13 protein-coding genes and 1 tRNA gene are annotated in these 12,097 nt (G+C 61.2%); 9 read left to right on the top strand and 5 right to left on the bottom strand.

The window, feature by feature from the left end; all coding sequences use genetic code 11:
* Positions 1 to 15 precede the first annotated feature (15 nt).
* Complete coding sequence (locus NKH95_RS14085) at positions 16 to 1,071, bottom strand: ABC transporter substrate-binding protein (RefSeq protein WP_352630106.1); 1,056 nt, start codon at positions 1,069 to 1,071, stop codon at positions 16 to 18.
* Positions 1,072 to 1,191: 120 nt separating this feature from the next.
* Between NKH95_RS14085 and NKH95_RS14080 the strand changes: the two genes are divergently transcribed.
* The 5 genes from NKH95_RS14080 to NKH95_RS14060 are packed head-to-tail and all read left to right on the top strand — an operon-like array spanning position 1,192 to position 5,761.
* Entirely contained in the window at positions 1,192 to 2,526 is a 1,335-nt protein-coding gene (locus NKH95_RS14080; protein ID WP_352630104.1) for an aspartate aminotransferase family protein, read from the top strand.
* Complete coding sequence (locus NKH95_RS14075; RefSeq protein ID WP_352630102.1) at positions 2,526 to 3,263, top strand: GntR family transcriptional regulator; 738 nt, start codon at positions 2,526 to 2,528, stop codon at positions 3,261 to 3,263. The genes NKH95_RS14080 and NKH95_RS14075 overlap by 1 nt, the downstream gene beginning before the upstream one ends.
* A complete protein-coding gene (locus tag NKH95_RS14070) occupies positions 3,263 to 4,369 on the top strand; it encodes an ABC transporter ATP-binding protein (protein WP_352630100.1) in 1,107 nt (368 codons plus the stop codon). The genes NKH95_RS14075 and NKH95_RS14070 overlap by 1 nt, the downstream gene beginning before the upstream one ends.
* Before the next feature lie 31 nt (positions 4,370 to 4,400).
* Positions 4,401 to 5,336 (top strand): 3,5-dioxohexanoate:acetyl-CoA acetone transferase, encoded by a 936-nt coding sequence (gene kce / locus NKH95_RS14065; RefSeq protein WP_352440332.1) that lies wholly within the window; start codon positions 4,401 to 4,403, stop codon positions 5,334 to 5,336.
* A complete protein-coding gene (locus tag NKH95_RS14060; protein WP_352630095.1) occupies positions 5,333 to 5,761 on the top strand; it encodes an acyl-CoA thioesterase in 429 nt (142 codons plus the stop codon). Before kce ends, NKH95_RS14060 begins: the two co-directional genes overlap by 4 nt.
* A 172-nt stretch (positions 5,762 to 5,933) precedes the next feature.
* Here the strand turns inward: NKH95_RS14060 and NKH95_RS14055 are convergent.
* Positions 5,934 to 6,010: transfer RNA gene (locus NKH95_RS14055), tRNA-Met, on the bottom strand.
* Positions 6,011 to 6,250: 240 nt separating this feature from the next.
* Between NKH95_RS14055 and NKH95_RS14050 the strand changes: the two genes are divergently transcribed.
* A complete protein-coding gene (locus NKH95_RS14050; RefSeq protein ID WP_352792921.1) occupies positions 6,251 to 7,216 on the top strand; it encodes a Gfo/Idh/MocA family protein in 966 nt (321 codons plus the stop codon).
* A gap of 24 nt (positions 7,217 to 7,240) precedes the next feature.
* On the opposite strand, the gene mnmA is transcribed toward NKH95_RS14050, so the two are convergent.
* Positions 7,241 to 8,431 (bottom strand): tRNA 2-thiouridine(34) synthase MnmA, encoded by a 1,191-nt coding sequence (gene mnmA / locus NKH95_RS14045; protein WP_127317831.1) that lies wholly within the window; start codon positions 8,429 to 8,431, stop codon positions 7,241 to 7,243.
* 288 nt (positions 8,432 to 8,719) lie between these two features.
* Between mnmA and sciP the strand changes: the two genes are divergently transcribed.
* On the top strand, positions 8,720 to 8,995 hold the full coding sequence (sciP, locus tag NKH95_RS14040; protein WP_013529904.1) for a CtrA inhibitor SciP: 276 nt from the start codon (positions 8,720 to 8,722) through the stop codon (positions 8,993 to 8,995).
* Positions 8,996 to 9,059: 64 nt separating this feature from the next.
* Here sciP and NKH95_RS14035 read toward each other — a convergent pair whose 3' ends face one another.
* Complete coding sequence (locus NKH95_RS14035) at positions 9,060 to 9,986, bottom strand: NADP-dependent oxidoreductase (RefSeq protein WP_352891788.1); 927 nt, start codon at positions 9,984 to 9,986, stop codon at positions 9,060 to 9,062.
* Between the two features lie 90 nt (positions 9,987 to 10,076).
* Between NKH95_RS14035 and NKH95_RS14030 the strand changes: the two genes are divergently transcribed.
* Entirely contained in the window at positions 10,077 to 10,475 is a 399-nt protein-coding gene (locus NKH95_RS14030) for a winged helix-turn-helix transcriptional regulator (RefSeq protein ID WP_023809911.1), read from the top strand.
* A 78-nt stretch (positions 10,476 to 10,553) separates the two neighbouring features.
* On the opposite strand, the gene NKH95_RS14025 is transcribed toward NKH95_RS14030, so the two are convergent.
* Positions 10,554 to 10,931, bottom strand: coding sequence for a flagellar export protein FliJ (locus NKH95_RS14025; RefSeq protein ID WP_013529907.1), 378 nt, complete (start codon positions 10,929 to 10,931; stop codon positions 10,554 to 10,556).
* 452 nt (positions 10,932 to 11,383) lie between these two features.
* On the opposite strand from NKH95_RS14025, the gene ctrA reads away from it, so the two are divergent.
* Positions 11,384 to 12,079 (top strand): response regulator transcription factor CtrA, encoded by a 696-nt coding sequence (gene ctrA, locus NKH95_RS14020; RefSeq protein ID WP_006203583.1) that lies wholly within the window; start codon positions 11,384 to 11,386, stop codon positions 12,077 to 12,079.
* The last annotated feature ends 18 nt before the right edge of the window (positions 12,080 to 12,097 follow it).

Here is a 12,097-nt window from a genome sequence, read left to right as displayed (position 1 = left end):
ACCAACATGCCTAGGTTACTTCGCGAGCCAGGCCTTGAAGCGTTCTTCCAGTGCTTCCTTGTGCTCGGTCCAGAAGTCGTTGTCATAGGAGGCGCCGTACTGAAGGTGCTCCGGCGACGTCGGCAGGTTGGCCTTCCAATTCGCGGGAATGAGGTCGGCGGCTTCCTTGCGGCCGGTGCCATAGGCATAGAGTTTCGAGAAGCCGGCCTGGTTTTCAGGGATGGAGAACCACTTGAGGAGATCCAGCCCGGCCTGCTGGTGCGGCGCGCCCTTCACCACCGCCCAGTAGTCGGTGCCATAGAAGAAGCCAGCGTCCCATGCGATCGTATAGGGCTTCTTCTCGTTGATGGCTTCGTTGGTGATGCGCGCATTGAACCCGTCGCTGAGAGCCACTTCACCACTGTCGAGGTTCTGGATGCCCTGCGTCGTTGTGGACCACCAGACGACGTGCGCCTTGATCTTGTCGAGCATGGCGAAAGCCCGGTCGACGCCTTCCGGCGTGCCCAGCACCTTGTACATGTCCTCGCGCTTAACGCCGTCGGCCATCAGCGCGTTTTCCAGCGTGAACTGCGCCTGCTGGTAGAGGCCGCGCTTTCCCGGAAATTTCTCGACGTTCCAAAAATCCGCCCAGCTCTTCGGCGCGGCGTCGCCCTTGTAGACATCTGTGTTATAGGCAAGGACCGTGGCCCAGGTATCAGACGCGACGCCGCATTCGTGCAGGGTGCCCGGCAAATAATTGGCCGCGTCGCCTGTGATTTCTGGCGTCAGCGGAACGAACAGGCCTTCGGCGCAGCCGACTTCCATGGCGGGCGCTTCGACCGAGACGACGTCATAAGTGATGTTGCCCGCCTGCACCTGGGCACGCACCTTGGCGACCTCGCCGCCCCATTCTTCCATGACGATCGGAACGCCCGTTTTTTCGGTGTACTTGTCCCAGACCCCATCCTTGTAGGCCTTATCCCATGTACCACCCCAGCCGACCACTGTGACGGGTTCGGCCGCGGACACGGCAAAACTCGAGGTCGCGAGGCAGATCGCGGCGGCAGATACGGCTTGCAGATAAGTCCTCATTGCAGTTCCCCTTTCTTTCGTCGTATATTTGATCAAATTTCAAGCGCAAAATGGATTGATTAGCAACAGGAATTTGCGATACGGTGCAAAAAAGTGAAAAAGCCAAAGGGATTTGATCGAATGCTGCAAGGCACTAGAGACGTGCGCGCCAATGTCAGTCTCGCTGCTGTTCTGGACGAGGCCCGACAGCGTTTCGCTGACGCCAACCCGAACAGCCTGGCGCGGCAGAACGAGGCCGCGGCATCGTTGCCGGGCGGCAATACGAGGGCTGTTCTATGGTATCCGCCATTCCCCGTATCGTTTGTTTCCGGCGAAGGCTGCAGGGTGACCGATCTGGACGGGCACATCTATGTCGACCTGGTCTCGGAATACAGTGCCGGTTTTTACGGTCATTCCGACAAGGCGATTTCGGCGGCCCTGGTGAACGTCATAGAGGGCGGCATCATGCTGGGTGCGCCCAACCGCTACGAAGCGCGCCTGGCTGCCGCGGTGGTTGACCGCTTTCCGGCAATCGAGCGCGTTCGCTTTTGCAATTCCGGCACTGAAGCCAACATCATGGCTATTTCGGCGGCTCGCGCCATCACGCAGCGCTCGAAGATACTCGCATTCCGCGAGGGCTACCACGGTGGTGTACTCACCTTTGCGCATGGCGGCTCGCCACTCAATCTACCGTTCCCCTTTGTCTTCGCCGACTACAACGATAGTGCCGGCGCCGTGGCGCTCATAAAGGAACAGGGCGACGAGCTTGCCGCGGTGATCGTCGAGCCGATGATGGGCGGCGGCGGCTGCATCCCGGCGACGCGTGAGTTCCTGGAAGCGCTGCGCGCGGCGACGAAGGAGACCGGGGCGCTGCTGATTTTCGACGAGGTCATGACTTCGCGCCTCGACTACCGCGCGCTCCACGGGGCGCATGGGATTTTTCCCGATTTCGTGACGCTCGGGAAGTATATCGGCGGCGGCGCCAGTTTTGGCGCATTCGGTGGACGCGCCGACCTCGTCGATCGCTTCGATCCGGCTTTGCCCGGTTCGTTCTCGCATGGCGGGACGTTCAACAACAATATTCTCAGCATGGCTGCTGGCTTCACCGGTCTGACCCAGGTGCTGACGCAAGAGGCGAGCCGCGCGATCAATGCGCGCGGCGACCGCCTGCGTGAAGCGATGAACGTTTCCCTTGAAAGGCGTGGCGTCGAGGGCATCGTCATCGGGCGAGGGTCGTTGATGAACCTGCATTTCGTCAGGGGGCCGGTGGACACTCCGGCGCGGCTCGACGATGCCGATCCTTCGGTGATTGCGCTTTGGCATATCGAAATGCTGTTGCGAGGGTACTACGTGACGCCGCGCGGCATGCTGGCGTTGTCACTGCCATTCGGCGACGCCGAACTCGACGGCTTCGCCGGCGCATTCGACGATTTCCTGTCGAGCAACCTCAAAATACTGCCGCGCCGGACAAACTGATGCTGGATCGCAAGGATGCCAATGCCGGCTCGGCCGCGCAAAAGACAGCTCATGTTCGTGTCCATATGGGCTTGAAGGAAGCACTGATGAACGGTGACTTCCTGCCCGGCCAAAGACTGGTCGTGCGACAGCTTGCCGAACAGTACCGGACCAGCGCCATGCCGGTGCGCGAGGCCTTGCGGCAACTCGTCAGCGACGAGGCGATGTTCGACCACCCAAATCGGGGCGTCATCGTCCCCGAGGCCACGGTGGCGCGTATTTCGGATCTGGTGCGTGTGCGCTGCAGCGTCGAAGGAACGGCGGCCGAGTGGGCCGCGACGACCATCACGCCCGAAGAACTCGATGAATTGGCGAAGCTGAACGGGCTGATGCGCGAATGCGTCGAGAGCAATGTCATGGCTAGCTATCTCGGCTTGAACAGGCGCTTCCATTTCACGATGTACCATGCCGCGCGGTCACCTCTCATCCAGCAAATCATCGAGAAATTGTGGCTGCAAGCAGGACCGTTCTTGAACATCGTCCGCTCGGACGTGACCTACGGCCTGGGCCTGGACCATCATGACGAAATGCTCGCGGCGCTGCGTCGCGCCGATGGCGCGGCTGCGCGCAAGGCGCTGGTGGCCGACCTGCGCGAGGCCGCCGACATCATTCTTCGCGCCGCCGCGGCGGCTGAGGCTCAGCCTGCGCGCAAACGCCCGGCTTCGGCACGCCGTGATCCCAAGGCGCAGGCGCGGTGATGGGCGGATCCCCGCGTGGCCCGGTTCATGTCGAGTTTCGTGGCGTCAGCAAGCGCTACGGGCAGACGGTCCAGGCGGTGCGTCAGCTCGACCTGGAAATCATGCGCGGCGAATTCCTGACGCTGCTGGGGCCTTCCGGGTCTGGCAAGACGACGGCGTTGATGATGCTTGCGGGATTCGAAGATACGACCGAGGGCGAAATCCTCATTGACGGTCAGCGCATCGACAACGTTCCCGCCAATCGTCGCGGCATCGGTATGGTGTTCCAGAACTACGCGCTTTTCCCGCACATGACGGTCGCCGAAAACCTGGCTTTCCCGCTCGAGGTCCGCAAACTTAGCCGCGACGAGGTGACGCGACGTGTCAGGAACGTTCTCGACATGGTCCAGTTGCCCGAATTCGGCAACCGGCGTCCGGCGCAGCTTTCGGGTGGGCAGCAACAACGCGTCGCGGTTGCCCGCGCCCTGATCTTCGAACCGAATCTTGTCCTGATGGACGAACCGCTCGGCGCCCTCGACAAGCAATTGCGCGAGCAGATGCAGTTCGAAATCAAGGATATCCATGCCCGGCTTGGCGTCACGTTCGTTTATGTGACACACGACCAGACCGAGGCGCTGACCATGTCGGACCGGATCGCGGTGTTCAGCGCCGGCCGCATCGAGCAGCTTTCGACACCACGCGAACTGTATGAGCGTCCGACGGGCAGCTTTGTGGCGAGCTTCATCGGCGAGAACAACCGCATGTCCGGCACGGTGGTTGCCGGCGGTGAAAACGGTGGCGTGGCCGTCCGTCTCGACGATGGCGATCTGGTGTTGAACGCCATTTCCCCTGGCGCGACGCCCCCTGCGGGCGCCAGGGTGACGCTGTCGATCAGGCCCGAGCGCATGTCCTTATTGCACGATGGCTCCACCGCCCTCAACGTGATTGCGGCAACCGTCGTTCAGTCCGTCTATGTCGGGGATCACATCCGGCTCGTCGCTGTGACGGCGGGCGGCCTGAAATTCATTGTCAAGCTTGCCGCATCGTCGTCTCGGTCCGAACTCAATGCGGGCGAGGCGGTTCGATTGGGCTGTGGTCGTGAGGATTGCCTCGCGCTCGATAGATAACAACAAAAGGCAGACAAGGGAGAGTTCAACCATGAAGAAATCGCCGAAAGTCGTCATAACCTGTGCGGTCACCGGCTCGATCCACACGCCGACGATGAGCCCGTATCTGCCGATAACGCCGTCCGAGATCGTCGACGCCGCTGTCGGAGCAGCCGAAGCCGGAGCGTCGGTGATCCATCTGCATGCCCGCGATCCGGAGACCGGCAAGCCTACCCCTGATCCAAAGCTGTTTATGGATTTCCTGCCGCGCATCAAGCAGCAGACCGACGCCGTGATGAACATTTCCACCGGCGGCGGGCTGAAGATGACCCTCGAAGAGCGCCTTGAAGCCGCGCACGCTTCGAAGCCGGAACTCTGCTCGCTCAATATGGGATCTATGAATTTCGCCCTGCACCACATCGCGCCGAAATACACCGACTGGAAGTACGACTGGGAGAAGGGCTACCTGGAAGACACAAAGAAGGGCATCGTCTCCAACACGTTCGAGCAGATCGAGCGTATCATCGTCGAAGTCGGCCAGGCCTACGGCACGAAGTTCGAGTTCGAGTGCTACGATGTCAGTCACCTCTACACGCTTGCGCACTTTCTAGACCGCAAGCTGCTGAAGCCGCCGCTTTTCGTCCAGACGATCTTCGGGCTGCTGGGCGGAATCGGCGCCGACCCAGAAGACATGATGCACATGCGCAGGACGGCTGATCGGCTGTTCGGAGACGACTATCTCTGGTCGATCCTTGCCGCGGGCAAGCACCAGATAAATCTCTGCACGATGGGCGCGATCATGGGCGGCAATGTACGGGTCGGTTTGGAAGACAGCCTCTATGTCGCCAAGGGCACGCTCGCTAAGAGCAATGCCGAACAGGTTGCCAAGATAAAGCGCATTCTCAACGAGTTATCGCTCGAAATCGCGACGCCCGACGAAGCCCGTCAACTGCTGGATCTCAAGGGCGCAAACGAGGTCGGGTTTTGACGCCCGGCATCGAAACCTATGTCGGCGTCGTGCATCCTTGGATGTGCGACGCGATGGGCCATCTCAACGTTCGTCATTATGTGGCCATGTTTGATGACGCCAGTTTCCAGTTGCTGGGCAGGATTGCCGATCCTCGTTTGACGCCGACCCTCGGCTGGGCGGATGTGAGGATGGAGATCGACTACGTGCATGAAACCGCGGTGGGAACTCTGGTCACCGTTCGCAGCGTTATAGAAAAGCTTGGGAAATCGTCGCTGACTTATCTGCATGAAATGCGCGGTACGCTGGACGGAGTCCTGCATGCGCGCATGCGCACTGTAACCGTGCGCTTCGATCTTCAAGCGCGGAGCAAGATCGAGATCGAAGGCGAAGCCCGGCAGGCGAGCGCGAAACTCCCGAGGGGTGAAGCCGATACGCGTGGGTGACGGCGAGAATGTCTGGTGACGGCATCGTTAGCCGCATTGGCGTCACTGAGCGAGATGCTGTAGGTCGCTGAAGGCTTCTACTAGGAAGGTCAGATATAGCCGCTATCGCACAGGACACCGCATTGGGCAGCCCGCCACAATCGGCCATTGCGTACGATAGTGGGGTTTGAAGTGGTAGCGGGAGAGGGACTTGAACCCCCGACCCCAGGATTATGATTCCCGTGCTCTAACCAACTGAGCTACCCCGCCAGGGCGGCGAAAGACCCGAAATCCGCCTCAAATCGAAAGGCATGTCGGGGGCGTTCGCCAAGGTCGCGCGGATATAAGGTTGGGAGGGTGAGCCTGTCAAGCTTCGAAGCAACCGGCTTGCCGGCTTATCGTCATTATCGAAAAGCTTTGCCGTGCGGACATTTGGTTGCCGCCGCCGGGGTTGAGTTCGAACGGGCACGTCGCTATGTCTCGGCCAAGAGTTTTTAGAGTTTGAAACAGATGAAGCCGCGCATAGCAGTCCTCGGTTGCGGATACTGGGGCAGCAACCACATCCGCACTCTCAAGGCGCTCGGCGCGCTGCACGCGGTCTCCGACACCAACCGGGCCCGCGCAGAAGGCTTCGCCAGCGAGCAGGACTGCCTGGCGATCGAGCCGGACCAGTTGTTCGTGCGTGACGATATCGACGCCATCGTCATGGCGCTGCCGCCGCAATTCCATGCCGACCTTGCCGTGCGTGCCGTCGCGGCCGGCAAGGACGTGCTGGTGGAAAAGCCGATCGCGCTGACGGTTGCCGACGCCGAGCGTGCGGTGCAGGCGGCCAAGGACAATGGCCGCGTTTTCATGGTCGGCCATGTCCTGCGGTTCCACCCCGCCTTCGAGACGCTGAAAGGGCTGATCGACAAGGGCGAACTCGGCGAAGTCCGCTACATCCACTCGCACCGGCTCGGCCTCGGCAAGTTCCACACAGAGAACGACGCGCTGTGGGACCTGGCGCCGCACGATCTGTCGATGATCCTGGCGATCACCGGCACGGAGCCGATCGAGGTGCGCGGCGAGGGGGCCGCTCTGCTCGACAGTCTCAGCGACTTCGCGCATCTGCACATGCGCTTCCCCAACGGCCTGCGCAGCCATCTCTTCACCTCGCGTCTCAATCCCTATCGCGAGCGGCGGCTGACCGTGGTCGGCACCAAGGCGATGGCGGTGTTCGACGACGTCGAGCCATGGGAACGCAAGCTAGCCGTCTACCGCCACGCGGTGTGGCAGGACAGCGGCCAATGGGCCTTCACCACCAATGAGCCGTCCTATGTCGCGGTTGCCCAGGGCATGCCGCTGACACGCGAGCTGGAGCATTTCATCCAGTGCATCGAGACGCGTGCCGAACCGCGTACCAGCGGCGAGGAAGCGATCAGGGTGCTGCGCATCCTGACCGCCGGCACGGTCACCCACACCAAGTCGAATTCCTGAAGCGCGGATTATTCGGCGGGAACCTTATTCGGCAGGTATCTGGGCCGGCCTGGCGGCAAGCCGGGTCAGCATCGCCTCGGCCTCGGCGCCACGCTCCGAACGCTCGATGAAGCCGCCGCCGAACACGCGAGCTTCGTTGCCGTCATCGGAGTAGAGCACGCAGGCCTGGCCCGGCGCGATGCCGGACTCGCCGTCGACCAGTTCCACCCATGTGGCACCGGCACGATGATGCAGCACGGCCGGGCGCGGCGGCCGCGTCGAGCGGACCTTGGCGAACAGCTCCAGGCCGCCTGCAGGGACGTCTGTGAGCGGTCCGTCGCCCAGCCAGTTCATATTGCGCAGATAGATCTTGTGCGTCTCCAGCGCCTCGCGCGGGCCGACCACGACGCGAGCGCGGTCGGCATCGAGATGGACGACGTAAAGCGGCTCGCCGGAAGCGATGCCGATGCCACGGCGCTGGCCGATCGTGTAGCGCAGGATGCCCTCATGGCGGCCGAGCACGCGGCCGTCGATGTGGACGATGTCGCCCGGATTGGCGGCGGTCGGCTTCAGCTTGGCGATGATGTCGGAATACTTGCCCTGCGGCACGAAGCAGATGTCCTGACTGTCCTGCTTGGCGGCAACCGCCAGCCCCATCTCCTCGGCAATGGCGCGAACCTGAGGCTTCGACAGGCCGCCAAGGGGAAAGCGCAGATAATCGATCTGTGCCTGCGTGGTGGCGAACAGGAAATAACTCTGGTCACGGTCGGCGTCGACCGGCCTGTAGAGCGCGCGGTGGGCGCCGTTGGCGCCGGAACGGATGTAGTGGCCGGTGGCCAGCGCGTCGGCGCCGAGCTCCTTGGCGGTGGCCAGGAGGTCGGCGAACTTCACCGTCTGATTGCAGGAAACGCACGGGATCGGCGTCTCGCCGGCGACGTAGCTCTCGGCGAAGGGATCGATGACCGCCTTGCGGAAGCGTTCCTCGTAGTCGAGCACATAATGGGGGATGCCGAGCGTCTCGGAGACACGGCGGGCATCGTCGATGTCCTGCCCGGCGCAGCATGATCCGGCCCGGTGCGTCGCCGCGCCGTGGTCGTAGAGCTGCAAGGTGACGCCGACGACGTCGTAGCCCTCACGTTTCAGCAGGCCGGCGACGACAGAGGAATCGACACCGCCCGACATGGCGACGACGATGCGGGTGTTTTCGGGACGTCCGGGAAGATCGAGACTGTTCATGATGCTTTCGTTCTGCACGGCGCCTCAATGCCAATGTCGAGAATATAGGTCAAGCTTTACCGGCGCGCCAGCGTGCAGGGCGATTCACCGGTTGCGTCCGATCTCCGCCAGGGGATGCATTTTCCCCGGCAAATCAGGGTTTGCGGGCAGATGTTTCAAATGCCGGCGAAAAGACTAACGCGGCGTTCATGATCCTTACCTAGTCATTAGGGTCTGCTTAGGCAATTTTTAAAGCTGTGGCGGTAACGTGGCGGGGATTGGGTCTTTGAGTTTTTTGTAGAGAGTACGATGACCGATCTGGTTAGACCGAGAGTCAAATATGTTATCGGGCCTGACGGCAGCCCTCTTACGATTGCCGATCTGCCGCCGACCAATACACGTCGCTGGGTTATCCGGCGTAAGGCGGAAGTGGTTGCGGCCGTGCGCGGCGGGCTTTTGAGCCTGGACGAGGCATGCCAACGCTACAAGCTCACCACCGAGGAATTCCTGTCCTGGCAGGCGTCGATCGACGAATATGGCCTTGCCGGGCTGCGCACGACACGCATCCAGCAATACCGGCACTGACCATCGCGAATTTAGACGAAGGGCGCGGCTAACCCCGCGCCCTTCTGTTTTTCACCGCTCCCGCTCAGAGCGACAGCACAACCTTGCCGATCGGCTTGGTGGCGAGGAAGGCGTGAGCGGCCCCCGCCTGGTCCAGCGGGAAGCTCTTCGCCACATGGACGGCAAGCTTGTTGGCATCGATCAACCGAGCCAGTTCCAGCAGGCCCTCACTGTCGGGCACGACGGACATACGCTCGACCCGAATGTCTCGCGCGCCGGCCTGGGCCCTTGTGTTGTCGCTGACATCGAGCAATGACACCAGCACGCCGCCACGCTTGAGCACCTTCAGCGAGCGTTGGGCGTGGTCGCCGCCCATTGGATCCAGCACCAGATCGATGTCGCGGACCTGATCGGTGAAATCGCCCTTGGTGTAGTCGATGACTTCGTCGGCGCCCAGTTTGCGGACGAAATCGAGCTTGCCCGGGCTGGCCGTGGCGACGACGTAGGCGCTGCGCGCCTTGGCGATCTGCACCGCCAGATGACCGACGCCGCCGGCTCCCGCATGCACCAATACGCGCCGATCCGATTTCAGTCTGCCGTGACGAACAAGCCCTTGCCAGGCGGTGAGGCCGGCCAGCGGCAAGGCGCCCGTCTGGAGGTGGTCCGCGCCCTTCGGCTTCAGTGCGATTTGATCGGCAGGCACGGCAGCCAGCTCGGCATAGGCCGCCGCCTGCTTGGGGAAGCTCGGCATGCCGAACACCTCGTCGCCGATCTTGAAGCCGGTGACGCCGGGGCCGAGTGCTTCGACAGTTCCCGAGATGTCCCAACCCAGGATGAAGGGCGGCTCGCCGAGCAAGGGGTAGTAGCCGGCACGGACGGCGCCGTCGACCGGATTGATGCCTGCGGCCTTGACGCGAACCAGCACTTCGCCGGCCTCTGGCGTGGGATCCGGCTGATCGGCGATGACAAGGACGTCGGGTCCGCCGACGGATTTCTGGATAACGGCACGCATTGAGATGTCTCCTGCTCGGTTGATGCCACTATCATTTGGATAGTAATAGTCTCTTGTCCAGTATGTACCTTCCTGATATATACGCACCCCATGGATAGTGAAGATGATTGCGGTTTCGGGTATGATGCGTTCCGGCGGACGTGTCCTTCGCACACCGTGCTGGAGATGCTGGCCAGCAAATGGGTCTATCTGGTGGTTTGCGCGCTGCGCAAAGGCCGGCTGCGCAATGGCGAGCTCGCCCGCAAGCTCGAAGGCATCACGCCGAAGATGCTGACGCAGACGCTGCGGGTGCTCGAGCGCGACGGCCTGGTGCGGCGCGAGATCTTCCCGGTCATTCCGCCGCGCGTCGAATATGAATTGACCGAGCTCGGCCAGAACCTGGCGGGACTGCTTACCCAGATCAGGTCATGGGCGGAGCAGCATGCGCCGGATATCAAGGATGCCCGTGCAAGGGCAATTGCCGAGAGTGAAGGGGATTGGGCCGCGTAAGGCGGATCTCGCCGGAGCCGCAAGCCGCGACAATGCGCCAGCCTGATGGCGGGCGTTGGCGCGGCAAACCGCCAGGTCTTAGCCGATCATGGCGCTGCGGCCACCGACTTCGGCTTCGCGGATCTTCGTGTCGCGCGATTCCAGCATTTCCGCCTTGGAAAGCTCCGCTTCAGCTTCGCCGAGTAATGATTCGGCGGCGCTTCGCTGCTGGGCGAGGTCGCTTTGGGAATTCCTGAGGTTGTCGCGGCGCAGGCGAGCCGCCTTGGCGAAGGTCGGATAGGCGAAATGGTTGATGTCGGTGATGCCGGCCTTCTTTTCCTCGGCGGTGATCTGAAGCTCCAGTTCGACGGCCATGCGTTCGAACTCGGCGATCATCATGTCGAGCTGCAGCAGCTGCCGCCGCTTCTCATTCACCTGAAACTGTTTCAGCCGAACGAGGTTTTCACGTGACTTCATGATTCGGTACTCCCGGAAACGCACACCCGCATCTATCGTCCAAACCACCTGGAAACGCCCAGGCCGCACCCGTGTCCACCGCCTTTCCCCTAACTATGGGAAACAAAACCCTAAAGTTTTTTGCCGACGGTAACCATTCGTTTACGGGCATTGTTAATCATACGGGTCAGGACTTAAGGCCGGGTAAAAATTCCGGCCACCGATGCGGAAGCGACGTCGATGAGTCCCTGGAGTCGCTTAGTCCAGGTTGTTAATGTGTTGCATTAGGAATTTGGTTCTGAGATTCGTTATTAGATTCAAGAGGGTGTAGAAAGAGGTTAAAAAATCTGGTACCGTCATGGACGGGAAATTAGGATTTGTTAACCATTCAATGGCAGCCTCTGCACAAGGCAACCACTGCTCCGGGTCCGGACGGGTCGTGAAATGGTCCGGCAGCAGAAAAGGGGAATGAAATGCGTGTTCTGCTGATAGAAGATGACAGTGCAACCGCACAAAGCATCGAACTGATGCTGAAATCGGAAAGTTTCAACGTCTACACGACCGATCTCGGTGAAGAGGGCGTCGATCTAGGCAAGCTCTACGACTACGATATCATTCTTCTCGATCTCAACCTGCCTGACATGTCGGGCTACGAGGTCTTGAGAACGCTTCGCCTTTCCAAGGTCAAAACACCTATTCTCATCCTCTCCGGCATGGCCGGCATCGAGGACAAGGTGCGCGGCCTCGGCTTCGGTGCAGACGACTACATGACCAAGCCGTTCCACAAGGATGAGCTGGTTGCCCGCATTCATGCCATCGTGCGGCGCTCCAAGGGCCACGCCCAGTCGGTCATCACCACCGGCGACCTGGTGGTCAACCTCGATGCGAAGACAGTCGAAGTCGGCGGCCAGCGCGTGCACCTGACCGGCAAGGAATACCAGATGCTGGAGTTGCTATCGCTGCGCAAAGGCACCACGCTGACCAAGGAAATGTTCCTCAACCACCTCTATGGCGGCATGGACGAGCCTGAGCTGAAAATCATCGACGTCTTCATCTGCAAGCTCCGCAAAAAACTCGACGCGGCATCGGGCGGTCAGAACTACATTGAAACGGTCTGGGGGCGCGGCTATGTGCTGCGCGAACCGGAAGACATTCGCGTCAGCGCCTGAGCGACGAATCGTTCAAAT

This window comes from Mesorhizobium sp. M0848 (assembly GCF_040319805.1).
In the GTDB taxonomy this organism is placed as follows: domain Bacteria; phylum Pseudomonadota; class Alphaproteobacteria; order Rhizobiales; family Rhizobiaceae; genus Mesorhizobium.
Note: the sequence above shows the minus strand (reverse complement) of the source record. Positions and strands in the feature narration are given on the sequence as shown.

Excerpts from the sequence above, each read along its gene's own strand:
- NKH95_RS14035 (WP_352891788.1), bottom strand. The coding sequence starts at position 9,986 with ATGCGTGCCGTTATCCAGAAATCCGTCGGCGGACCCGACGTCCTTGTC.
- NKH95_RS14080 (WP_352630104.1), top strand. The coding sequence starts at position 1,192 with ATGCTGCAAGGCACTAGAGACGTGCGCGCCAATGTCAGTCTCGCTGCT.
- ctrA (WP_006203583.1), top strand. The coding sequence starts at position 11,384 with ATGCGTGTTCTGCTGATAGAAGATGACAGTGCAACCGCACAAAGCATC.
- kce (WP_352440332.1), top strand. The coding sequence starts at position 4,401 with ATGAAGAAATCGCCGAAAGTCGTCATAACCTGTGCGGTCACCGGCTCG.
- NKH95_RS14075 (WP_352630102.1), top strand. The coding sequence starts at position 2,526 with ATGCTGGATCGCAAGGATGCCAATGCCGGCTCGGCCGCGCAAAAGACA.
- NKH95_RS14070 (WP_352630100.1), top strand. The coding sequence starts at position 3,263 with ATGGGCGGATCCCCGCGTGGCCCGGTTCATGTCGAGTTTCGTGGCGTC.
- NKH95_RS14085 (WP_352630106.1), bottom strand. The coding sequence starts at position 1,071 with ATGAGGACTTATCTGCAAGCCGTATCTGCCGCCGCGATCTGCCTCGCG.
- mnmA (WP_127317831.1), bottom strand. The coding sequence starts at position 8,431 with ATGAACAGTCTCGATCTTCCCGGACGTCCCGAAAACACCCGCATCGTC.
- NKH95_RS14025 (WP_013529907.1), bottom strand. The coding sequence starts at position 10,931 with ATGAAGTCACGTGAAAACCTCGTTCGGCTGAAACAGTTTCAGGTGAAT.
- sciP (WP_013529904.1), top strand. The coding sequence starts at position 8,720 with ATGACCGATCTGGTTAGACCGAGAGTCAAATATGTTATCGGGCCTGAC.
- NKH95_RS14050 (WP_352792921.1), top strand. The coding sequence starts at position 6,251 with ATGAAGCCGCGCATAGCAGTCCTCGGTTGCGGATACTGGGGCAGCAAC.
- NKH95_RS14030 (WP_023809911.1), top strand. The coding sequence starts at position 10,077 with ATGGATAGTGAAGATGATTGCGGTTTCGGGTATGATGCGTTCCGGCGG.